Below are 21,297 nucleotides of genomic sequence, written 5' to 3' on the forward strand. Positions count from 1 at the left end.
CGGCCGGCACCCTATCACTCCCGCGCCAGCAGTCCTTCGAGCCGTGCCTTCACGCCGGGCCACTCGGTGTCGATGAACCCGTAGTACGCGCTGTCCCGCACCACGCCGCCGCGCACCAGCATGTGGTTGCGCAGGATGCCCTCGAAGGAGGCACCCAGGCGCTCGATGGCCGCCCTGGAGCGCGCGTTGCGGCTGTCCGTCTTGAGCTGCACGCGCATCACGCCCAGCGTCTCGAAGGCGTGCTTGAGGAGCAGGTACTTGCACTCGGTGTTCACGCGCGAGCGCCACGCCCGCCGCGCCAGCCACGTGGAGCCGATCTCCAGCGTGCGGTACTCGCGGGAGATGTCCAGGTAGCGCGTGGAGCCCGCCACGGTGCCGCCCGCCAGCTCACGGATGGCGAAGGGCCGCTCCGTGCCCGCGGCGGTCGCCTTCAGTGCACTGGCGACGTAGTCCGCGACGTCCGCTTCCGTGCGCAGCACGCGGGAGAAGTGGGCGAAGACCTCCGGCTCGCAGACCGCCGCGAGCGCGGGCACGTGCTCCAGCGTCAGCGGCTCCAACCGCACCGCCCTCCCCTCCAGGGTGACGGGCGGGACGACGAGCGGCACGGGGTCACGGCGGGGAACGCCGACATCGGCGGGGAGCACGGGGTCCATGGACCCGCTTCATGCCCCATTTCCGGCCCTGGTGTGCAGGGCCGGAAGGCGCGGACGGCTTTAGAAGTACTTCTTGCGCTTGCTGCTGGGGAGGATGCCCAGCACCTCGCGGTACTTGGCCACCGTGCGGCGGGCGATTTCGGTGCCCTGCGAGCGCAGCAGCTCCACGATCTTCTGGTCCGAGTACGGGTTGCGCGGGTCTTCCTGCGACACCAGCTGCTTGATGTGGTGCTTCACGGCCTCGCTGGCCGTGTCCTCGCCGGACACGCGCGCGATGGACGAGTTGAAGAAGTACTTCAGCTCGAAGATGCCCTGCGGCGTGTGCACGTACTTGCTGGTGGTGACGCGGCTGACGGTGGACTCGTGCATGCCGATGTCCTCCGCCACGTCGCGCAAGATGAGCGGCTTCAAGTGCGCGATGCCCTTGTCCAGGAAGTCCCGCTGGAACTTCACGATGCTCTCGGTGACCTTGTAGATGGTCCGCTGCCGCTGGTGGATGGAGCGGATGAGCCACATCGCGCTGCGCAGCTTGTCCTGGATGAACTCCTTCGTCTGCCCGGGGCTCACCGCGCCCGTCTTGAGCGCGTTCCGGTACATGCCGGAGATGCGCAGCTTGGACAGGCCGTCGTCGTTGAGGACCACGGTGTAGTCGTCGTCCCCCAGCTTGTAGACGAAGACGTCGGGGGTGATGTACTGCGCGTCATCCCCGCTGAAGTTGCGGCCCGGCCGCGGGTCCAGCTTCGGGAGCAGCTTCGCCGCCGCGACCACCTCGTCCAGGGTGACCTTGAGGTCCTTGGCGATGGCCGGCAGGTTCTTGCTCTCCAGGTACTTCATGTGGCGCTTGATGATGAGGCCCAGGAGCGCCGCGTTCGGGTCCTTCATCGCCTGCAGCTGGATGAGCAGGCACTCCTGCAGGTCGCGCGCGCCGCAGCCCCGGGGCTCCAGGTTCTGGATGCGGCGCAGGGTGCGCTCGGCCACGTGCATGGGCACGTCCGCCTCGTTGGCCAGGCGGATGAGCGGGTCGCCCTCCACGTCCTGCAGCTTGAGGTAGCCGTCGTCGTCCAGGTTCCCCAGGATGAGCACGCCCACGCGGCGCTCGGCCTCGTTGAGCCGCAGCGTGCCCAGCTGCTCCTGGAGGTGGTCGACCAGGTCCTCCTTCTTCACCATGTTGGCTTCGAACGACGGCAGGTCGTCCGTGGCCACGTTGCCCTTGTTGGAGGCGGTGGTGGGCTCGTTGAACTGGTAGCTGTTGAGGTAGGACTCCCAGTCAATCTCCGGGGGTCCCTCGCCGTCCGCCTTGAACTCCTGGGCGTTCTCCGGCGTCGCCGACGGCAGGTCCACGTCGCGCGCGATTTCCGTGTTGTCCGCTTCGAGCGAGGCCTCGCCAGGCTCCTTCTCGCTCACCTCGCCGGGCATGCCCTCCTCGGGCTGCTCCAAGAGGGGGTTCTGCTCCATCTCCTCGCGGACCTGGTCCAGGAGCTCCATTCGCGAGAGCTGGAGGAGCTTGATGGCCTGCTGCAGCTGGGGCGTCATCACCAGCTGCTGCGCGAGCTTCAGGCTCTGTTTGAGTTCCATCGCCATGTGGGGGCGTCTCCGGAAGGCATGCGTGCCACTTGATTGGAGGTTCCAATCAAGGACCGTGCCAACCTAACAAGGACCCCCGGCCACGTCCAGTGGCCCAGCGCATGGTTTCTGATTTGCAGTGTCTAAAAAACCGCAGGAAATCCGACAGGTTGCCGCAACCCCTGCCTGCCCGGCTGATGTTCAAACGTCGACGCAAAAGTGGGGCCAACTTCACCCCGAGCATCTGGAGGCATACGGGGAGCGCGGCTTTTCACGGAGCCTGGAGACGGAACCGGTCTCCCAGGTAGACGGCCCTCGCGCGGGCCGAGCCGGCGATCTGCGAAGGGGTGCCCTCCTCGAGAATCTGCCCCTGTGCGATGATGTAGGCCCGGTCACAGATGCCCAGGGTGTCCTGGACGTTGTGGTCGGTGATGAGGATGCCCAGGCCCCGCTCGCGCAGCAGGTGGATTTGACGCTGGAGGTCACCCACGTTGATGGGGTCCACGCCGGCGAAGGGCTCGTCGAAGAGGATGAAGCGGGGAGCGGGGATGAGGCTGCGGGCGATCTCGGCGCGCCGCCGCTCGCCGCCGGAGAGCGTCTCGCCCCAGGACTCGGCGACGTGGGAGAGGCCGAACTCCTCCAGGAGGGTGTCCGCGCGCTGCTTGCGGTCCTGGGCGGTGAGCCCCTTCTGGAGCTCCAGCACGGCCAGGAAGTTCTCGCGCACCGTGAGCTTGCGGAAGACGGAGGCCTCCTGCGGCAGGTAGCCCACGCCGCGGCGCGCGCGGCGGTGCATGGGCAGGGGGGTGAGGTCCTCGTCGCCCACGCGCACCCGGCCCGCGTCCGGCGTCACCAGGCCCACCACCATGTTGAAGCTCGTCGTCTTGCCGGCGCCGTTGGGGCCCAGGAGGCCCACGACCTCACCGGGGGCGACGTTGAAGGACACGTCCCGCACCACCTGGCGGCGGCGGAAGGTCTTCTGGAGCCCTTCGGCGAAGAGCTTCGCGCCGCTCATGGCGTCTTGCCCGGGGACTTGGGCGCGGGGGCCTTCTTGCGGGTGCCGGGGACGGCGGTGGTGGACGGGGAGTCCACGAGGATGCGGGCGTTCTCCACCTCCAGGCGCTCGTTGCCCAGGATGAGGCGCACCTTGGTGCCGGTGAGGTAGGTGTTGCCCTGGCGGGCCTCCGGGGAGCCCGTCACCACCAGCACGCCCGAGGGCACGTCGTAGTCGGCGCGCTCGCCCCGGGCCTGCCGGTCGCCGTCCACGGCGCGCACGTTGCCGGCGCACACCACGCGCGTCACCTGGCGGGTGGCGTTGTAGTAGCCGGTCATCTTGTCGCAGCGGATGTCCATGGTCTGGTGCTTCACCACCACGTTGCCGGTGAGCACCGCCTGGTTGCGGTCGCCGGTGACGTGGTCCGCGGACAGGTCCACCGGGTTGCGCAGGCCCGTGGGCGCCAGGGACGCGCCCGGCGCGGGAGTCGGGGCGGCCGGGGTGCCCGCGTCGGGAGGCTTCGCCGCCGGGGCACCGGGAGCACCCGACTTCGGGGCCGGACCGGCCTGCGCGACGAGCGGGGCGCCAGGAGCGGCGGGCGCGGCGGCCTGGGAGGACGCGGGCTGGGCCAGGAACAGCGCCATCACGAGGAACTCAATCACTCCGTCGCTCCACCCAGCACGGCTTGGACCGTGCCCTCGAAGGTGAACGTCTGGTCCGCGGCGGACAGCGTGAAGCGGTCCGCGCGCATCTGGTAGTCCGGGCCCCTCATCGTCACGCCCTCGTCGCCGTGGGCCCGCCGCGCATCCGAGTCGTAGGTCAGGCGGGGGGTGTTGGCCACCAGGCCCTCCGCCGTCTGGACGACGACCCCGCCCGACCCCACCCACCTCTTGGACGCGAGGCTGCCGTCCATATTCGGCGCGGTGATGATGGTGCCTCCCTGCTGGGAGGCGGGCGAGCCCTTGGCGGGAGGCAGGCGCACGACGACCTCGGTGGCCTGCACCTCGCCGCCCGCGCGCCGGTAGTTGACCCGCGAGGCGGTGCCGGAGACCTGGAGCGTGTCGCCCTCGTAGGAGCGCAGGTGCGCGCCCTCCAGCACCACGTCCGGGCGCGGTTCGTTCGCGCCCGGGGCCGGGCGGCGCGGCGAACAGCCGGTGGCGAGGAGTCCCAGGAAGCTCAGGGCAAGCAGGCGCGGCACGAGGCCCTCCTTATCACCGCGCCGGGGCGGACGGTGCGTCGGCGAGGGCTGGGGGAACGTCCTCGGGAGGACGCGTCTTCCAGCGCTGATGCATCCACACCCACTGTTCGGGGGCGCGGCGGATCGCCGCCTCGATGCGCTGCGACAGCGCGGCGGTGAGCGCCTGCACGGCCGCTTCACGCTCCGTCGCGTCCGGGTGCGGCACCTCTTCCATGGTGAGCCGGTAGCCCTGGCCGTCGCGCTGGCAGAAGCCCACCACCACGGCCGCGCCGGTGCGCAGCGCCAGGTCCGCCGCGGCGCGCGGGGTGGCCGCCAGCTCCCCGAAGAAGGGCACGAAGACGGACTGCACCTTGGTGTCCTGGTCGATGAGGATGCCCAGGATTTCACCGCTCCGGAGCGCCCGGAGCATGGCCCGGGCCGCGCCCTCCTGGCCGCGCCAGATGCTGCGCACCCCGCCCTTCGCCCGGAAGTCCTCCACCAGCGCGGTGAGGCGCGGGTCGCTGGTCTCCTTCGCGATGCTCTGGCTGGGGTAGCCCGCCTTCGCCACGCGCCGGGCGAGCAGCTCCCAGTTGCCCACGTGGCCGGACACGAAGACGACGCCCTTCCCCTTCGCCAGCGCGGCCTCCAGCACCTGGCGGTCCGCGTCCGGCCAGGACACCAGGGCCTCCAGCCCGGCGTCCAGCGCCCGCGCGGAGGCGACCTCCAGGGCGGCGGCGGCCAGGTGGCGGAAGGCGTCACGGGCGAGCGCGTCACGCTCCGCCCCGGTCCGCTCCGGGAAGGCGCGGGCCAGCGACTTGAGCGCCTTCCTGCGCTCCCCGCCCGCGAGCGCGTAGGCCCAGCCGCCCAGGGTCATGCCCAGGGTGCGGGCCGTGTCCAGCGGCAGGAACTGGAGCAGGCGCAACATCCCGGCGATGAGCAGGTAGCGCAGGTAACGCTTGAGGCGCTTTGTTAAAGGGGGACGCTCCACGACGCGTCTCCATATCCCATGCGCGAATACAACTTCGACGGCCTCATTGGCCCGACCCACAATTACGCCGGCCTCTCGCCGGGCAACCTGGCGTCACAGCACCACGGCGGCCAGCCCAGCCATCCCCGGGAGGCGGCGCTCCAGGGGCTGGAGAAGATGCGCTTCGTGTCGGAGCTGGGCGTGGGCCAGGCGGTGCTGCCGCCCCAGCCGCGCCCTTCCCTGCGCACCCTGCGGACGCTGGGCTTCACCGGCTCCGACGAGGAGGTCATCACCCGCGCCGCGCGCGACGCGGAGCACCTCCTGCGCCTGACCTCCAGCGCCTCCGCCATGTGGACGGCGAACGCGGCCACCGTGGCGCCCTCGGCGGACACGGCGGATGGCCGGGTGCACCTGACGCCCGCGAACCTCACGCAGATGTTCCACCGCGCCATCGAGGCGGACACCACGCACGCGGTGCTGCGCGCCATCTTCGCGGACCCGAAGCACTTCCAGGTGCACGCGCCGCTGCCGGGCGCCTCGCACTTCGCGGACGAGGGCGCGGCCAACCACACGCGCCTCTTCACGCCGGGGCACCAGGCCGTGCACGTGCTCGCGTGGGGGCGCAGCGCGTGGCAGGACGTGAAGGGGCCGCAGCGCTTCCCCGCACGCCAGACGCTGGAGTCCAGCCAGGCCCTGGCGCGGTTGCACCAGCTGGCACCGGAGCAGGTGGTGCTGCCGCAGCAGCATCCGGATGGCATCGACGCGGGCGCGTTCCACACGGACGTGCTCGCGGTGGGCAACGAGCGCTTCCTCATGCTGCACGCGCTGGCCTTCGTGGAGCACCCGAAGCTCCTCCAGACGCTGCGCGAGAAGCTGGGTGACGCGTTCCGCTTCGAGGTCGCGACGGACGCCGAGTTGCCCGTGAAGGACGCGGTGCGCGCCTACCCATTCAACTCGCAGGTGCTGTCGCTGCCGGATGGCACCATGGCCATCATCGCGCCTACGGAGAGCCGCGAGACACCCACCGCCCGCGCCTTCCTGGAGCGCGTCGTCGCCGGGGACAACCCGGTGAAGGCGGTGCACTACCTGGACGTGCGGCAGTCCATGAACAACGGCGGCGGCCCGGCGTGCCTGCGTCAGCGCATCTCGCTCACGGACGCGGAGCGCGCCGCCATCACCGCGGACGTCTTCTACTCTCCGGCCCTGCATGAGTCGCTCGCGGGCTGGGTGCGCAAGCACTACCGCGACGTGCTCAAGCCGGAGGACGTGCGCGACCCGCAGCTCGCGCGCGAGACGATGACCGCGCTCGACGAGCTGACGCGGCTGCTCAAGCTGGGCAGCGTGTACGACTTCCAGCAGTGACGGTAGCGGGCCTGTCCGCCTGCCCTCCGGCGCACCCGGCGAGGGCAGGCAGCCACGTCCGCCCCGTTCGGGTGGCAAATGGCCGCCCACGTCGTCCGGACACACCTTGTAGGTGAAGGAGGTGATGTCCCCCATGATTCCGAGTGCCATTCAAAGCTATCTGCGGCGCCATCGCGTCCCCTTCGAGCGGTATGCCCACGGCCGGGCCGTGACCGCGATGGAGCTCGTGGACGCCCTCAACGTGCCCGCCTGGCGCGTGGCCAAGTCCGTCATCGTGCTGGCCGACCGGCAGCCGTGGATCGTCGTCGTTCCCGCGATGGCGACCGTGGACCTGAGGCAGGTCCGCCACACGCTGGGCGTCCGCACCGCGCGGCTCGCCGCCGAGTCCGAGTTCAAGGACCACTTCCCCGACTGCGAGACGGGCGCCGAGCCTCCCTTCGGAGAGTTGTACGGCCTGCCCGTCGCGATGGATGAGTCCCTGAGCGCCAACGAGCGGCTGCTGTTCCGCGCGGGTTCGCACGAGGAGGCCCTGGAGATGCGCTTCCAGGACTTCGCGCGCCTGGAGTGGCCGCTGGTCGCGTCCTTCATCCAGCCGCTCTCGCGTGAAGAGGAGAAGGCGCCGTCGTACGGAGCGTCCTCGGAGGACTCAGGCGCGCCGGCCTGAGGTCCTCAGGGAGGAGGAGCGTCGCTGACCGCCGGTGAGCCCGGCGCTTCCAGTTCCTGCCCCTTCGCGGCCTCCAGCAGCGCCCCCTTGTGTGCGTCCTGCAACGCACGCTCGCGTTCCTCCAGCCGCGCCGCCCAGGCCTCACCCTCCGCGCGCCGTGCATCGTTGAGCGGCATGAGCCGCAGGCCCTCGTGCACCGAGCGCGCCGCCGCGTCGTAGCGCGACAGCAGCTCCTGCAGCCGGGCCACCGCGAAGTGGCTCTCCGGACCGGGCAGCAGCCCCACGACCGAGCGGCGCTGCTCCAGGGCACGGGCCAGCAGACCTTCCCGTTCGAAGCTGTCCGCCTCCAGCGACAGCAGGCGGGCGCGCTGCCGCAGGCCGGTCAGGTACGGCGCCATGGCGGCCAGCGTGTCCCGCGACCTGCGCGTGAGCCCGGCCTCCTGCTGCCGCGTGGCCAGCGTGAAGGCCAGCTCCACGTCGTGGGGGAAGCGCTTCACGAGCGCCTCCAGCGACTGGAGCGCCTCCGCTTGCTTTCCCTGTGCACGCCACACGTCCGCGCGCAGCAGGTGCGTGGCCAGCGCATCCGGAGCGCGCCGCTCCACCTCCGCGCAGGCTGCCTCCGCCGCGGGGAGCGCTCCCTGGGCCAGTCGGCCGCGCGCCTCCTGCATCCACAGCGCGGTGGCTTCGGGCCGGCCCTCGAAGTGTTCACGTGCCCAGGCGAGCCATTCGAGTCCCAGCGCGCGACGCGAGGGACCGACGAGCAGCGCCTCCGCGAGTTCCACCACCTGGCCGGTTGCCTCGGACGTGAGGGTCTTCAGCTCCTCGACCGTGCGGGCCCGGGGCATCGCCTCGCTGATCAACACGCGCGTGTCGCCGGCCTCGTGCGCGAGCCGGTACTCCAGGAAGGCCTGCTCGCGCCGGCCCAGGTGCAAGAGGGCCCGCGCGGCCACGCGGTGCGCGGGCGCATCCAGTGGATGCAGGTACAGCGTGTGATTGACGAAGGACAGCGCGTCCTTCGCGCCTTCAGCGCCATTCGACACGGAGGCCATCGCCATGAGCCGGTACAGCAGGTAGTCCGCCGGGTGCGTGTCGATGAGCTGGAGCCCCAGCGCTCGCACCTCCGCGACGGGTGCCCGCGCCGCCACGCGCTCCGCCAGCAGCGCCTCCGCGTCCACCATCCTCCGCTGTCCCGGCACGAGCGCGACGAGCAGCACGGCCGTGAGCCCCGCCGCCAACGCCAGCGCGGGCCTGGCGGACAGGGTGCCCCACTTCGTGCGGCGCGCGGCCATGCGCTCGGCCTCACGGGGCCGGGCCACCGCGCCCAGCACCACCGCGACCGCCACCGCGCACGCGGGCAGCTCCAGGCTGAAGTCGAAGAGGTTGTGCAGCGCCAGCGCCGCCACGGCGGACAGCGCCGCCAACTCCACGGGACCGTGGTCCTCGCGCCGCACGCGCTTCACGAAGGCCCAGAGGGCCAGCCCGAGCAGCAGCACTCCCGGCACGCCCCACTCCGCCGCCACCTGCAACACCGCGTTCTCCGGGTGCGTGAAGGTGTTGGGGTTGGGTTCGGTCTGGTAGCGAGGGAAGGCGGCCTCGAACGCGCCGCGCCCCATGCCCAGCACCGGGAAGGCGCGGGCCGCGCGGGCCATCATCGACCAGGGCTCCATCTTGCCGCGGCGCAGGGACTCCACGCCGTCCACGGTGCGCGCCTCCGCCCACAGTTGATCCGCCGCCAGGTACGCGCCCACGGACAGCGTCGCCAGCAGCCCCAGCAGCACCGCCGCGCCCCTTCCCCACGCGGGCCTGGCGGGAGTGCGCGCCTCGCGACGCTGCTTCACCAACCACGCGGCGAGCAGCACCTGCCCGAAGACGAAGAACACGATGCCCGCGCGAGACAGCGACAGCAGCACGCCCGCGCCGGAGACGAGCGCCGCCATCGCGAAGGGCCACGCGCGCGAACGCGGCTGCTTCGACAGCGCGAGCCCCACCGCCACCGTCGCGCACAGCCCCAGGAAGCCCGCCAGGTGGTTGGGATTTCCGAACGGCGTCACCAGCGGTGGCCGTGCATGCACGTACGCCCGCAGCCCGAACAGCGCCTCCACGCCGAACAGCGCGTGTCCCAACCCCACCGTCGCCACCGCCGCGCCCGTGAACGAGAGGACCGCGAGCAGCCGCTGCCGCGACGCGCGAGCCCGGCACACCTGCACCGCCGCGACGAACGTGAGCAGATAGGCCCCGTGCTTCGCCAACTCACGCCAGGTAGCGGAAGGCTCCAGCGACACCGGCCGCCAGCCCGTGAGCCCCAGCGGAACGAGCACGTCCTCGCGCAGCGCCGCGGCCTCCGGGCTCACGAATGCGAGCAGCCCCGGTGGCAGTGGCACGAGTTGCAACGCGCACAGCACCACGGCGCCCACCAGCGGCGCGGCGAGGAGCGGTGCGCGCAGGGTCTCTCCCTGCCTGCGGGCCCCCACGAAGGCCAGTACCGCCGCGGCTCCGGACAGCACGCACAACGGCCAGGACACCCAGTGCGCGGCGCCGCCGAGCGCCACCGGGCCCAGCACCACCAACGCCGCGAGCGCTGCTTCCGCGTAGACGGTGTACCGGGAGACGCGGTGGGAGCCAGGAGCCATGCGCGGCGCGGGAGTATGTCACGCTCCTCGCGGGTCTCCGGGGCTTGTCCCCTTGGCCAGCGGGCGTGACGCCTGGACGCCTCCTCTCCGGGCGCGGCCGTCTTCCAGGGCGGGGGCCCGCGAATGAACGGGCCGCCCGGGACACCGCTTGCATCCGGGGAACCATCTGGCATCTTCCCCCGACCCCATGCGTCGCTTCCTGCTCACCGCCGCCGTCCTCTGCGCCTCCCTCTCCGGACTCACCGCTTGCAAGAGCGCATGCCGCGAGTTGTCCGAGAAGCTCTGCGAGTGCGCCCTGAATTCGGTGGAGAAGCAGGCCTGCCAGCAGCGCGCCGCCGATGAAGAAGGCCGCGTGGAGCCCACCGCCGATGACGAGATGGTCTGCGAGGCGAGGCTCGACGGCTGCGACTGCCGCGCCATCGAGACCGAAGAGGGCAAGAAGGCCTGCGGCCTCGCCCGCTGAAGTCGCGCTGCCGTGAGGCTCAGGTGCCCGGCGCCACGGGAGCCGGAGCCGGCCTCGTGGATGCACCATCCACCCACGGCTGAAGCCCGCGCCGCACCCGCGTGCGCCACGGCGTCTCCACCCACCGGTGCACCGCCACCGACGCGGGCACCAGCACCCCCAGCAGCACCGCCAGGAAGCCCGGAGGCAACAACGGGCCCACGAACCGCTCCAGCCAGTGCACCCCTTCGCTGACGGGGTACTGCAAGAGGTACAGCGCGTAGCTGGCCCCGCCCAGGTGCACCAGCCACGGCCTCGCCAGCACCTGCCCCAGCGGACCGCCGCCTCGCGCCAGCCCGTACACCAGCAGCGCCGACGCGGGCGCCAGCAGCGCGTTGTGCATCAGCGGATACGGAATCCACGCGCCCTGCGAGAAGCCCGCGACCAGCAGCGCCGCGCCCGCCAGCGCCATCACCGCGCCGGAGCGCCGGGACTCCGCCGTCGCCGCCGCCCGCTCGCGCACGAAGACGAGCCCCAGCAACACACCCAGCAGGAACTCCGGCAGGCGCGCCAGCGGGTTCAACTTCACCACCGTCAGCCACATGCCGCCGGACGCCGCGTTCAGCGGGCCCGACCCGTCCGGCATCAGCACCAGGTAGAGCACTGGCGGCAAGAGCCCCAGCAGCCACACGCCCACCAGGGCCGCCGTCATGCGCGCGCCCCGGAAGCGCTCCAGCCTCCCGGCCAGCGCGGGGAACAGCGCGTAGAAGAACGCCTCCACCGACACGGACCAGGACGGCGGGTTCCAGTACAGCGCCAGCTTCGGCACCCACGACTGGAGCAGCATCAGCGTGGTGAGCCCCGCCGTGGTCAGCTTCGCCGCCGCTACCGGTACGGTGTTCGACGCCAGCGAGCCCTGCGCCGTGGGCACCGCCGACAAGAGGAACATCAGGAGGAACACCGGGTAGACGCGCGCCACCCGCGCGCTCCAGAAGGCCCGGGGCGGGGTCTGCATCCCGCCGGCCGTGTCCACGTAGTTGTACGCGAGCACGAAGCCGGACAGGAGGAAGAAGACCCCCACGGACGCATAGCCGGAGGCCACCACCTGCACCATCCACTCCGGCGCCACGCCCTGGATGCAGGGGGTGCCGAAGTGGAACAACACGACGTGCAGGGCCGCCAGGAAGCGCAGCCCCGTCAGTGCATCCAGCGAGCCTCCGGACTGCGGCTTCATCTACTTGTTACGACCGATGCCGAAGTAGGTGAAGCCCTGCTCACGCATGCGCGCGGGCTGGAAGATGTTGCGGCCGTCGAAGACGACCGGCGTCTTCATCAGCGACTTCATGCGCGCGAAGTCCGGGTGGCGGAACTCGTTCCACTCCGTCACCACGAACAGGCCGTCCACGCCCTCCAGCGCGTCGTACGGCAGCTCCGCGTAGCGGATGCGGTCTCCGAAGACGCGCTTCGCCGCGTGCGCGGCCACCGGGTCGTGGGCAATCACGGACGCGCCCTTGCCGATGAGGCCCTCGATGACCTCGATGGACGGCGCCTCGCGCATGTCGTCCGTCTTCGGCTTGAACGCCAGGCCCCAGACGCCGAACTTCTTGCCCTCCAGCGACCCGTAGTGCTTCACGGCCTTGCTCACGAGCAGCTTCTTCTGGCGCTCGTTGGTGCGCTCCACCGCGCGCAGCAGGTCCAGCTCCAGGCCGTACTCACGCGCCGTGGTGACGAGCGCCTTCACGTCCTTGGGGAAGCAGGAGCCGCCGTAGCCCACGCCCGGGAAGAGGAACGGGTAGCCGATGCGCTTGTCCGCGCCCAGGCCCTTGCGCACGAAGTCCACGTCCGCGCCCACCTTCTCGCAGAGCGCGGAGATGTCATTCATGAACGAGATGCGCGTCGCGAGCATCGCGTTGGCCGCGTACTTCGTCAGCTCCGCGGAGCGCGTGTCCATGAACAGGATGGGGTTCTCCGTGCGCACGAACGGCGCGTACAGCTCCCCCATGATGGTCCGGGCGCGCTCCGTGTCCGCGCCAATGACGACGCGGTCCGGCTTGAAGAAGTCGTCCAGCGCGGCGCCTTCCTTCAGGAACTCCGGGTTGGAGACGACGTCGAACTCCACGTCCGTCACCTTGGCGATGGCCTCACGGACCTTGTCCGCGGTGCCCACCGGCACGGTGCTCTTGTCCACCACCACCGTGTACTGCTTCATCGCGCGGCCCACCGCCTGCGCCGCCGCGAGCACGTACTGGAGATCCGCCTCGCCGCTCTCCCCTTCAGGAGTACCCACGGCGATGAACACGGCCTGCGCGTTCTGCACGCCCTCGGCCAGGTTCGTGGTGAACGTGAGGCGCTTCTCCTTCACGTTCTTCTTGATGAGCTCCTCCAGACCCGGCTCGTAGATGGGAACCTGTCCATCCTGGAGCATGCGGATCTTCCGCTCGTCGATGTCCACGCACGCGACGTCGTTGCCCGAGTCCGCGAAGCAGGTGCCCGCGACGAGTCCGACGTAACCCGATCCGATAATGGCAATGCGCATTCTTTGAGTGTCCTGGTTTCGACAGGTGGCGTCATGAACTCATACGCCGACCGGAGCACTGAAAGAAAGCCCGGGCACGAAGGACCGCCGAGCGACCAGACAGCCTTATCGCCCCGTGAGGAGGCGTCGCAGTCGATCCACACCCCGCAGGGCGGAGGAACGTCCGGGGGTGCTCACCGGACCCACCACGCCGCGGTCCAGAAGCTCACGGGTCGCGCGGCGCAGCGGCGGGAACGCGGCGGTCGCCTGTGCTTCCGCCTCCGGGAACAGCCGCGCCACGATGGCCAGCGACGTGTAGAGGGCGCGCTCCAGGCCGAACGCCTCCGCGCGTGCGAGCAGCGCCGGGACTTCCAGCGGGCGCGAGTACACACCGCCCATCCAGGTGGCGCCGGTGATGAGCTCGCGCAGGTCCACGAAGGACAGCCACGGCACGTCATACCCGTGGTGGGCCTGATCCAACGCGGTGAGGAGCAGCGCGTCCTCCAGCTCCGGGCGGAAGATGGACTGCCCGTAGACCTTCATGGGTCGGGCGCGCTCGAAGATGCCGGCCAACTGCTCACGTCGGTTCGCGCCCAGCACGTCCGCGTAGATGTGGATGGGGGTGCGGCCGTCGGACACGACGCGCGCCGCGCCGCTGTTCGTCGTGTCCTCTTCCGGGACGAACTCGTGGTTGGACAGGTAGCCGGCGAAGCCGTCCACGTCCATGCGGCGCACCAGCACCTGGATGTCCAGCACGGGCCGGAAGCCCACGTGCGGATAGAGCGCCTCCGCGAAGGCCGCGCCGCCCAGGAGCAGAATCTTGCGGCCCTCCAGCTGATCCACGATGCGCTTGAAGTGGACCAGCTTCATGACGTTGTCGTTCACGGAGCCGGTGTAGATGGACATCATCCGGTCGCGGGCCCACTCCGGCGCGTCGCCGCCGCCCATCCGGTACTCCAGGTTGTACGCCGCCAGCGGCGCCAGTCCCTGCGCGATGGCCCAGTCGACGTACGCCTCCCAGGGCGCGCCCCGGAGCTTTCCGCGCGGGGGCTCGAAGGAGGACAGGACCCGGAAGGTGTCGAGGAGGCTGGGCGCCATGGTGCGGCACCTTTAATGGGCCGGGCCCGCCCGCCGCAATCACCGTCTTCCAGCAGGCGAGCGAACAGGCCGTGGCGCCCCTGGTTCCGCCCCCGTCCCGGGAGGGGACCAGGTGACGCGCAGCCGCCGCAGCGCGTACCGCACCATGGGCCGGGCCTGGGGCGCCAGGGCCAGCTTCGCGGCGATCCACGCCGGCTTGCTCCCCGCCAGCTCCGCGTCCACCAGCCGGGGCCCGGAGAACAGCCGCGTCGCCAGCGCGCGCTGCCACCGGGGCGGGCAGAGCGCCTTGAGCACCCAGGGGGGCACGGGCGCGTCCAGCAGCCGGTGCGCGGCGTCCCACGCGTACCAGACCAGGTGGGGCAGCCCCGTGCGCCGCGCGCGCGTCACCACCCGGTCCCAGTCGAGCCGGGGGTGCGCCCGCGCCAGCAACTTCAGGTCGAACAGCCAGGCCAGCCGCTGCAGCAGGTGGTTGCTCGCGTGCAGGGACAGGTACACGGCCTCGTCCTCCGGGCACAGGTAGCGCACGGGGTGGCCGTCCAGCGTCGCGTCCACCGCCCGCGCCACCATCGCGTCGCCCTCCAGCGCCAGGCCGTAGCCCGCGAGCGCGCGGTAGTGCAGCTCCACCAGTCCGTCCGGGCCGGTGAGCTCCACGTGGTGCGCGTCGTCCCGGTCCACGTCGCCGGCCTGGGTGGTGAGCCCCATCCCCTCCAGCGCGTGCACGGCGCACAGCACCCGCGCGCGCGGCACCAGCAGGTCCACGTCGTTCGTCGCACGCTGGAGCGGCTCCGGGTAGAGCCTGCGCGCCAGCCCGTAGCCCTTGAGCAACACCGGCGTCACGTCCAGCGCCGCCAGCGCCGCCAGGCTCCGCGACAGGAGCGACCGCACGCGCATGCCCCGCGCCGCGCTCGAGCGGGCCTCGCGGGTGAGCAGCGCGGCGGCGTCCGGGGGCAGCGTCCAGTCCGCCTTCGCGAGCGCGTGCTCGACGAAGCCCGCGAGCCCGTGGCGCACGGCGGCCTTCACCAGCGCGTCGCAGGACTCCGCGTCCACGGGCGCGGGGACGTCCGGCGCGTCCGGCCAGGCCTGGAGCAGGGTCAGCAGGGCCGGAGCGCAGGTCATGGGCTCACCGCCGGAGCGCGATGATGCGCTGGGGCTCCGCGGCCTCCAGCGCCACGAGCTGCCCCACGCGTTCAGCCACCGCGTCCGCGACCACCTCCAGCGCCAGCTCCTCGTCCCGGTCGATGGCGGTCCGGCCGTCGCGCCAGACCAGGCGCAGCGCGCCGAGCAGGGTCTCCTCCTCCTTCACGTCCAGGCGCACCTCCAGCGCCGCCGCGGAACCGGCGTCCGGGTGCTGGGCTTCGAAGACGACGCCCGCGTTCACGTCCTCGTGCGGGCGGCGCAGGCGCAGCTCCAACGAGGACAGGCTCAGGCCCTGGGACAGCGGGCGGACGGCGTTCCACACCTCCTGGAACGAACCGGCCGCGCGCACCGCCGCGGTGACGGAGCGCACCAGGGAGCGCAGCTCCAGGTTGCGGTGGCGCGTCTGCTGGACCGCCTCCATGCGGCGCACGTCCAGGTAGCCCAGCTTGCGCATCAGCACCATGATGACCACGCCGACGCCACAGAGCAGCAGCGCGCTCTGCAGGCTGTTGGCGAAGTTGAGCGCCAGCGCGGTGACCATGAACAGCGTGCACAGCGCGTAGAGCACCAGCACGGTGGTGCGGTGGGACAGGAGCAGCCGGCTCATCAGCCGGTGGTGGATGTGCTCCTTGTCCGCGCTGAACATGGGTCTGCCCAGCAGCGAGCGGCGCACCATGGCCAGCAGCGTGTCCATGATGGGCAGGCCCAGCGCCATCACCGGCACCAGCAGCGCCACCGCGGTGCCGCTCTTCGACGACGTCTTGATGGACACCGCCGCGAGCACGAAGCCCAGGAACATGCTGCCCGTGTCCCCCATGAAGATGGAGGCCGGGTTGAAGTTGAAGACGAGGAACCCGAGGATGGCGCCCGCGAGCGACACCATCAGCAGGCACAGCAGCACGTCCCCGCGCATCAGCGCGAGCAGGAAGTGGGTGCCCACGCCGAAGAACGCCACGCCGCCCGCCAGCCCGTCCAACCCGTCGATGAGGTTGAGCGCGTTGATGACGCCCACCACCCACAGCACCGTCAGCGGCAGGCTCAAGAGCCCCAGCGTCAGCTCCGCGCCGAAGGGGTTGGCCAGCACTTCAATGCGGAAGCCCAGCGCGTACAGGCCCAGCGCCACCGCGAACTGCACGGAGAACTTCAGCTTCGCTCCCGCGCCCTTGAGGTCGTCGTAGAAGCCCAGCCCCGCGATGATGGCGCCGCCCACGAAGAGGCCGATGATGAGCGTCGTCTGCGCGAGGAACTGGTCCCCCACGCCCGAGTCCACGATGAACAGCGCGCACAGCGGCGCGAAGAAGCCCCCCACGATGCCAATGCCGCCCAGCCGGGGGACGGCCCGCACGTGCACCTTGCGGCTGGAGTTCGCCTGGTCCAACCAGCCCCACGCCAGCGCACGCTCACGCACGCGCCACGTGAGCACCAGCGCCACGAGCAGCGACACGAGGAAGGCGACGAAGAAGGTGACCATGCGGGAGGAGCGTCCACCCGCATCGTGACGGCCACCGAAGCAGCGCGTCAACGTCCTGACGTCGCAGGTGCGTCACGACTCGCCTGCCTCCTTGCTGATACGGGCGGCGATGTCGGGCCAGGTGAGTCCTCCTGGCCTTACATCCGCGGGCCCGCGAGCAGCGCCGCGCCAATGGCGCCAGACAGGTCCCCCAGTTCGGCGATGCGCATCGCGGGCTTGCGCTCCGTGATGAACAGGTGCGGGTCCATGGCGTCCTGGAGGTGGCCCATGTAGATGGGGCCCAGCCGGGACCCCAGCCCGCCTCCGATGATGACGGCCTCCACGTCCAGCAGGTTGATGACGGAGGCGATGGTCGCGCCCAGCATCTTGATGGCTCGCTCGATGAGCCGCGTCGCCAGCGGGTCCTTGTGCTTCAGCGCGCTCGCCCAGACGCTGCTGGACAGGCGCGTGCGCTTCTTGTCCCGCATGATGTCGAAGAGGATGGTTTTCTCCCCCTTCTTCGCCGCCGAGCGCGCCTTGCGCTCCATGGACGCGCGCCCCGCGTAGGCCTCCAGGCAGCCTCGCCGGCCGCAGCCACAGCGGGCGCCGTTGGGCTTCACCACCATGTGGCCAATCTCACCGGCGGAGCCCTGCCCGCGCCACGGCACGCCGTTGAGCACCAGGCCCCCGCCCACGCCCGTGCCCCACCACACGCCCAGCACGGAGCGGTGGCCGCGGCCCGCGCCCAGCTTGTACTCGGCCGCGACCGCCACCTGGACGTCGTTGCCCAGCATCACCTTGCCGCCGCCCACCAGGTCGCCCAGGTCCGACGCCAGCGGATATGGCGAGTCCCAGCCGCCCGCCACGTTGGCCGTATGCGAGAGCGTGCCCTGGTTCGCGTCCACCGAGCCCGGCACGCCCACGCCCACGCCCGCGAGCCTCGCGGGCTCGATGCCCACGGACTGCGCGGCCTCGCCCAGGGCGCCGTAGAGTTCCTTCACCACCTCGCCCGGGCCGCCCGTCGCGGGGGTCGCATGGCGGGCCCGGCCCAGCACGTCGCCGCGCGCGTCCACGATGACCGCCTCGATCTTCGTGCCGCCCAGGTCGATGCCTCCCCAGATGCGGGCCTTGTCGTTGCGCGCGCCGTTCCCGTTCCCCGCGCGGTGCCCGTTCTTCGCTGACGCGTCGGCCATGTCGTGTCCCCGTGGTTCGCTCGCGGGACAATCTGCGCAGCGCGGGCGCGGCCGGAGCCGCCTTGCCAGGCACGCCCGTGTCCGCCTGCCCGCCCCACGGGGCTGCATGCGGGCCCTCCTTCCGGGACGCGGGGACGCCCTACCTCCGCGTGCCACTGTTCGCCGGAGGCGGGGGCGCATATAGGCTCCGCCGAAGTTCCTTTCGTGGAGCGCCCCATTTCCCCATGAGCAGCCGTTCCCCTTCCGCGCCGGACGCCGCCGAAGCTCCGCCCCTGGGCATGTCGGACGTGAAGGTCCGCGCGCAGCGCTCCATCATCGCCCTGCTCCTGCGGACGGTCGGCTCGCTGGGCTTGCGCGTGGTGAGCTCGCTCACCCTGTCGCATCTGCTGTTCCCCGGGGACTATGGCGTGTTCGCCATCGTCGCCTTCACCTCCGCGATGGGCGCGTTCCTGGGGGACCTGGGGCTCAGCGCGTCCCTGGTGCGCCAGCAGCACGAACCCACGCAGGACGAGATCACCTCCGCCTTCTGGAGCCACCAGGCGTTCACCGTCTTCATCGTGGGCACCATCGCGCTGCTCGCGCCGTGGCTGTCGAACACCTACGAGCTGGGCCCTTCGGGCGCGGCCATGGTGGGCACGATGGCGATTGGCCTGTTCTTCCACTCGCTGCGCGTCGTCCCCGTCATGATGCTGGAGCGGCAGTTGCGCTTCCCGACGCTCGCGCGCATCGAGCTCATCGAGAGCGTGGCGCAGACGGCGGGCAGCATCCTGCTGGCCTCGCTGCACTTCGGACCGTGGTCGCTCATCGGCGGTGGGCTGGTGCGGGGCGCGGTGGGCATGGTGCTGTTCTGGTGGGCGGCGCGCTGGCGGCCCCAGGGCACGTTCCGCTGGGACATCGTGAAGCGGCTCCTGTCCTTCGGCATCTGGTTCCAGCTCACGGGCATCATCCCCGCGGCGCTCCAGGGGTGGATTCCGCTGGTGGTGGGGCGCATGGAGGGCAAGGACGGGGTGGGCCTGGTGAACTGGGCGACCGCGCTGGCCTCCGTGCCGCTGGCGGTGAGCAGCGTCCTCACCCGCGTCGCCTATCCAGCGTACAGCCGCATGCAGGAGGACACGGTCGCGCTGGCGGACTACCTGCGCACGTCCATCCGGCGCGTGAGCGCGGTCCTGTGCCTGGCCATCCCGTTCGGCGTCATCGCGCTGCCGCCCTTCATCCCGGTGGTCTTCGGTGCGCGCTGGAGCCCCGCGTCCACGCTGGTGCAGTGGTTCACCATCGAGGCGTCGATGCTGGCGGTGCAGGGCCTGCTGGCCTCGCAGCAGAACGCCAGCGGTCACGCTCGGGAGCGGATGTACGTGGCCATCACCGGGAGCCTCTTGCGCTTCGGCCTGGGAGTGCTGGCGGTGATGCACTGGGGCATCGTGGGCGTCGGGGTGAGCGCGACGGCCGTGACGCTGACGGAGCTGTGGTTCACGGCGCGGCTGGTGTCCCGCCGCAACCCGCACCTGTCGCGGCTGGAGTTCGAGGTCATGGAGCCGTTCCTCACGGTGGGCGCGCTGCTCGCGCTCGCGGTGGGCGGCTCGCGGCTCGCGATGGGACAGGACGGGCTGCTCGTGCAGGCGCTGGTGGCGGCGGGGCTCCTGACCGCGCTGGTGCTCGGGCGTGAGGCCACGCGGCGTGGACTGTCGTTGCTGGGAGAGCTGCGCGCCCTGGTCCAGCACCTGCGCGCGAGGCGGGCGCCTCCGTGAGCCACACGTGGCACCTGTTGACGGGGGAGTACCCGCCGGCCCCCGGCGGCGTCTCCGACCACACCCGGAGCATCGCCCACGCGCTGTTGAAGGCGGGGGAGACGGTGCATGTCTGGACGCCTGGGACCGACGGCGTCACGGATGATCAGGGCGTGACCGTGCACCGTTGGCCCGGCCTCTACACGCCGCCGGAGTTGGTGCGACTGACGCGCGAACTGGATGCGACGCCCGGGCCCCGAAGGCTGCTGCTCCTGTACGTGCCGCACGCGTTCGGAATGAAGGCGATGAACGTGCCGCTGTGCGCCTGGTTCGCGGCGAGGCGGCAGGACGAACGCGAGCTGTTCCTCCATGAGGCGGTGTACCCATGGAGTCCGGGCGCGCCGTGGAAGCATCAGCTGCTCGCGGGGGTCACGCGGGTGATGCTGCGCGCGCTGGCGCTCGGCGTGGAGCGCGCCTACGTGTCCATCCCCACCTGGGCGGAGCACCTGCCGGAGCCCCTGCGGTCCCAGGCCCGGTGGTGTCCCATCCCCAGTCCCCTGCCCCAGGACGTGCCGGAGGACGCCGTGCGCGCGGTGCGGGAAGCGCTGGGCAGTGGCCCCACGGTGGCGCACTTCGGGACGTATGGCGGAGCCATCGCGGGTCCGCTGGAGGCCGTGCTCGTGCCGCTGTTGCAGCGGGATGAGCGACGGCAGGCGCTGCTGCTGGGCCGGGGCAGTCAGGCCTGGAGCGAGTCGCTGGGGCGGAAGCATCCCGCATTGGCTCGCAGGCTCCATGCGCGGGACGGACTGGCACCGGAGGCCGTGGCCGCGCACCTGCGAGCGGCGGAGTTGCTGGTGCAGCCCTACCCCGACGGCGTCAGCGCCCGGCGCAGCAGCGCGATGGGGGGCCTGGGACTGGGCCTGCCCATCGTCACCCACACCGGGCACCTGAGCGAACCGCTGTGGCGCGAGCTGCGGCCCGTGGCGCTCGCGGACGACGCATCTCCCGCCGCGCTGCTGGCGCTCACGGAGCACTTGCTGGAGCATGGTGAGGAGCGCCAGGCACTGGGTGAGCGCGCGGCGCGCGTGTACCGTGAGCACTTCGCGCTGGAGCACACGGTGGCGCACCTGCTGCGGCGAACCGGGAGCACCCCATGAGTGACACTTCACCGACGCCAGAACAGCGCGACGTCGCGATGAAGGACATTCTGGGAGACGACCGCACCGCGATGGTCAAGGCGTCGATCCTGCTGTGCTACGACAAGTCGACCACCTCCACGCTGCTCCGATTCCTCGAAGCGGAGACGCGCGTCGACACGCGGCACGCCATCCTCTATGCGCTGACCTGGCACAGCCATCTCGCGCAGTGGGACCTCATGGTCGGCCTCCTCAAGGATGTTCAGGAGCCGCCCCTGATTCGCGGCCAGGCCGCCGAATACCTGTCGTACAACTTCTCGATGGTGAGGACGGACTCCGCGGAGTTCGAGGTCGCGGTCAAAGCGCTCCTCGATGCATTGAAGGACCCTTCTCCCGAGGTGCGTTACTGCGCCGTCAACGCGCTGGGCACCACGGGCCACCTGCCGCTCATCCCTACGCTCGAGGCGATGCGCGAGGACAAGACCCCGGCGCCAGGCTGGGTGGGCACGGTGAGCGATGAGGCATCACGCGCGCTGGAATGGATCGTGGGCATGCACGAGATGCGCATCAAGAACGGCATCCCCTGACGGGAGGC

19 protein-coding genes are annotated in these 21,297 nt (G+C 71.1%); 6 read left to right on the forward strand and 13 right to left on the reverse strand.

The genetic code is table 11. The features are described 5' to 3' along the window. Positions 1–14: 14 nt before the first annotated feature. The 6 genes from JYJ93_RS37770 to JYJ93_RS37795 all read right to left on the reverse strand — a co-directional run bounded on the left by JYJ93_RS37770 (position 15) and on the right by JYJ93_RS37795 (position 5,372). Positions 15–653, reverse strand: coding sequence for a GNAT family N-acetyltransferase (locus JYJ93_RS37770; RefSeq protein ID WP_206799561.1), 639 nt, complete (start codon positions 651–653; stop codon positions 15–17). A 60-nt stretch (positions 654–713) separates the two neighbouring features. Further along, positions 714–2,234: an RNA polymerase factor sigma-54 gene (gene rpoN / locus JYJ93_RS37775; protein ID WP_206799562.1), complete on the reverse strand. Its 1,521-nt coding sequence runs from the start codon at positions 2,232–2,234 to the stop codon at positions 714–716. Positions 2,235–2,487: 253 nt separating this feature from the next. Beyond that, positions 2,488–3,228, reverse strand: coding sequence for an LPS export ABC transporter ATP-binding protein (lptB, locus tag JYJ93_RS37780; RefSeq protein WP_206799563.1), 741 nt, complete (start codon positions 3,226–3,228; stop codon positions 2,488–2,490). Then, complete coding sequence (locus tag JYJ93_RS37785; RefSeq protein WP_206799564.1) at positions 3,225–3,869, reverse strand: LptA/OstA family protein; 645 nt, start codon at positions 3,867–3,869, stop codon at positions 3,225–3,227. The genes lptB and JYJ93_RS37785 overlap by 4 nt, the downstream gene beginning before the upstream one ends. Further along, on the reverse strand, positions 3,866–4,405 hold the full coding sequence (lptC, locus tag JYJ93_RS37790) for an LPS export ABC transporter periplasmic protein LptC (RefSeq protein ID WP_206799565.1): 540 nt from the start codon (positions 4,403–4,405) through the stop codon (positions 3,866–3,868). Before lptC ends, JYJ93_RS37785 begins: the two co-directional genes overlap by 4 nt. A 13-nt stretch (positions 4,406–4,418) precedes the next feature. Further along, on the reverse strand, positions 4,419–5,372 hold the full coding sequence (locus JYJ93_RS37795; protein ID WP_206799567.1) for a lysophospholipid acyltransferase family protein: 954 nt from the start codon (positions 5,370–5,372) through the stop codon (positions 4,419–4,421). A gap of 18 nt (positions 5,373–5,390) precedes the next feature. On the opposite strand from JYJ93_RS37795, the gene astB reads away from it, so the two are divergent. Together astB and JYJ93_RS37805 are read left to right on the forward strand one after the other, a co-directional pair. Beyond that, positions 5,391–6,713: an N-succinylarginine dihydrolase gene (gene astB, locus JYJ93_RS37800; protein ID WP_206799568.1), complete on the forward strand. Its 1,323-nt coding sequence runs from the start codon at positions 5,391–5,393 to the stop codon at positions 6,711–6,713. A gap of 133 nt (positions 6,714–6,846) precedes the next feature. Further along, a complete protein-coding gene (locus JYJ93_RS37805; protein WP_206799569.1) occupies positions 6,847–7,377 on the forward strand; it encodes a YbaK/EbsC family protein in 531 nt (176 codons plus the stop codon). 5 nt (positions 7,378–7,382) lie between these two features. Here JYJ93_RS37805 and JYJ93_RS37810 read toward each other — a convergent pair whose 3' ends face one another. Next, positions 7,383–10,007: an O-antigen ligase family protein gene (locus tag JYJ93_RS37810; protein WP_206799570.1), complete on the reverse strand. Its 2,625-nt coding sequence runs from the start codon at positions 10,005–10,007 to the stop codon at positions 7,383–7,385. A gap of 187 nt (positions 10,008–10,194) precedes the next feature. Here JYJ93_RS37810 and JYJ93_RS37815 point away from each other — a divergent pair, with 187 nt between their 5' ends. Then, the gene (locus tag JYJ93_RS37815) at positions 10,195–10,470 is read left to right on the forward strand and encodes a hypothetical protein (RefSeq protein WP_206799571.1); all 276 of its coding nucleotides are present in this window, start codon (positions 10,195–10,197) and stop codon (positions 10,468–10,470) included. Positions 10,471–10,489: 19 nt separating this feature from the next. Here JYJ93_RS37815 and JYJ93_RS37820 read toward each other — a convergent pair whose 3' ends face one another. From JYJ93_RS37820 to JYJ93_RS37845, 6 genes are all read right to left on the reverse strand, one after another. Then, the gene (locus JYJ93_RS37820) at positions 10,490–11,683 is read right to left on the reverse strand and encodes an acyltransferase (RefSeq protein WP_206799572.1); all 1,194 of its coding nucleotides are present in this window, start codon (positions 11,681–11,683) and stop codon (positions 10,490–10,492) included. After that, entirely contained in the window at positions 11,684–12,985 is a 1,302-nt protein-coding gene (locus JYJ93_RS37825; RefSeq protein ID WP_206799573.1) for a UDP-glucose/GDP-mannose dehydrogenase family protein, read from the reverse strand. A gap of 105 nt (positions 12,986–13,090) precedes the next feature. Continuing rightward, positions 13,091–14,062, reverse strand: a complete 972-nt coding sequence (locus JYJ93_RS37830; RefSeq protein WP_206799574.1) for a nucleotidyltransferase family protein — start codon at positions 14,060–14,062, stop codon at positions 13,091–13,093. Positions 14,063–14,101: 39 nt separating this feature from the next. Beyond that, positions 14,102–15,178, reverse strand: a complete 1,077-nt coding sequence (locus tag JYJ93_RS37835; protein ID WP_206799576.1) for a nucleotidyltransferase family protein — start codon at positions 15,176–15,178, stop codon at positions 14,102–14,104. A gap of 4 nt (positions 15,179–15,182) precedes the next feature. Continuing rightward, on the reverse strand, positions 15,183–16,670 hold the full coding sequence (locus JYJ93_RS37840) for an MraY family glycosyltransferase (protein ID WP_206799577.1): 1,488 nt from the start codon (positions 16,668–16,670) through the stop codon (positions 15,183–15,185). 137 nt (positions 16,671–16,807) lie between these two features. Then, positions 16,808–17,842 (reverse strand): ROK family protein, encoded by a 1,035-nt coding sequence (locus JYJ93_RS37845; RefSeq protein ID WP_206799578.1) that lies wholly within the window; start codon positions 17,840–17,842, stop codon positions 16,808–16,810. 224 nt (positions 17,843–18,066) lie between these two features. On the opposite strand from JYJ93_RS37845, the gene JYJ93_RS37850 reads away from it, so the two are divergent. Genes JYJ93_RS37850 through JYJ93_RS37860 form a run of 3 tightly spaced genes read left to right on the forward strand, consistent with a single transcriptional unit; the run spans position 18,067 to position 21,289 of the window. Continuing rightward, the gene (locus JYJ93_RS37850; RefSeq protein ID WP_206799579.1) at positions 18,067–19,587 is read left to right on the forward strand and encodes an oligosaccharide flippase family protein; all 1,521 of its coding nucleotides are present in this window, start codon (positions 18,067–18,069) and stop codon (positions 19,585–19,587) included. Then, positions 19,584–20,723, forward strand: coding sequence for a glycosyltransferase family 4 protein (locus tag JYJ93_RS37855; protein WP_206799580.1), 1,140 nt, complete (start codon positions 19,584–19,586; stop codon positions 20,721–20,723). The genes JYJ93_RS37850 and JYJ93_RS37855 overlap by 4 nt, the downstream gene beginning before the upstream one ends. Further along, positions 20,720–21,289: a HEAT repeat domain-containing protein gene (locus tag JYJ93_RS37860; RefSeq protein ID WP_242544075.1), complete on the forward strand. Its 570-nt coding sequence runs from the start codon at positions 20,720–20,722 to the stop codon at positions 21,287–21,289. Before JYJ93_RS37855 ends, JYJ93_RS37860 begins: the two co-directional genes overlap by 4 nt. Positions 21,290–21,297: the final 8 nt, after the last annotated feature.

The organism is Corallococcus sp. NCSPR001 (assembly GCF_017309135.1).
Taxonomy (GTDB): Bacteria; Myxococcota; Myxococcia; order Myxococcales; family Myxococcaceae; genus Corallococcus.

Bases quoted from the DNA above. Each gene is read 5' to 3' on its own strand.
- JYJ93_RS37770 (WP_206799561.1), bottom strand. From the start codon at position 653: ATGGACCCCGTGCTCCCCGCCGATGTCGGCGTTCCCCGCCGTGACCCC.
- rpoN (WP_206799562.1), bottom strand. From the start codon at position 2,234: ATGGCGATGGAACTCAAACAGAGCCTGAAGCTCGCGCAGCAGCTGGTG.
- lptB (WP_206799563.1), bottom strand. From the start codon at position 3,228: ATGAGCGGCGCGAAGCTCTTCGCCGAAGGGCTCCAGAAGACCTTCCGC.
- astB (WP_206799568.1), top strand. From the start codon at position 5,391: ATGCGCGAATACAACTTCGACGGCCTCATTGGCCCGACCCACAATTAC.
- JYJ93_RS37805 (WP_206799569.1), top strand. From the start codon at position 6,847: ATGATTCCGAGTGCCATTCAAAGCTATCTGCGGCGCCATCGCGTCCCC.
- JYJ93_RS37810 (WP_206799570.1), bottom strand. From the start codon at position 10,007: ATGGCTCCTGGCTCCCACCGCGTCTCCCGGTACACCGTCTACGCGGAA.
- JYJ93_RS37815 (WP_206799571.1), top strand. From the start codon at position 10,195: ATGCGTCGCTTCCTGCTCACCGCCGCCGTCCTCTGCGCCTCCCTCTCC.
- JYJ93_RS37820 (WP_206799572.1), bottom strand. From the start codon at position 11,683: ATGAAGCCGCAGTCCGGAGGCTCGCTGGATGCACTGACGGGGCTGCGC.
- JYJ93_RS37825 (WP_206799573.1), bottom strand. From the start codon at position 12,985: ATGCGCATTGCCATTATCGGATCGGGTTACGTCGGACTCGTCGCGGGC.
- JYJ93_RS37830 (WP_206799574.1), bottom strand. From the start codon at position 14,062: ATGGCGCCCAGCCTCCTCGACACCTTCCGGGTCCTGTCCTCCTTCGAG.
- JYJ93_RS37835 (WP_206799576.1), bottom strand. From the start codon at position 15,178: ATGACCTGCGCTCCGGCCCTGCTGACCCTGCTCCAGGCCTGGCCGGAC.
- JYJ93_RS37840 (WP_206799577.1), bottom strand. From the start codon at position 16,670: ATGGTCACCTTCTTCGTCGCCTTCCTCGTGTCGCTGCTCGTGGCGCTG.
- JYJ93_RS37845 (WP_206799578.1), bottom strand. From the start codon at position 17,842: ATGGCCGACGCGTCAGCGAAGAACGGGCACCGCGCGGGGAACGGGAAC.
- JYJ93_RS37850 (WP_206799579.1), top strand. From the start codon at position 18,067: ATGAGCAGCCGTTCCCCTTCCGCGCCGGACGCCGCCGAAGCTCCGCCC.
- JYJ93_RS37860 (WP_242544075.1), top strand. From the start codon at position 20,720: ATGAGTGACACTTCACCGACGCCAGAACAGCGCGACGTCGCGATGAAG.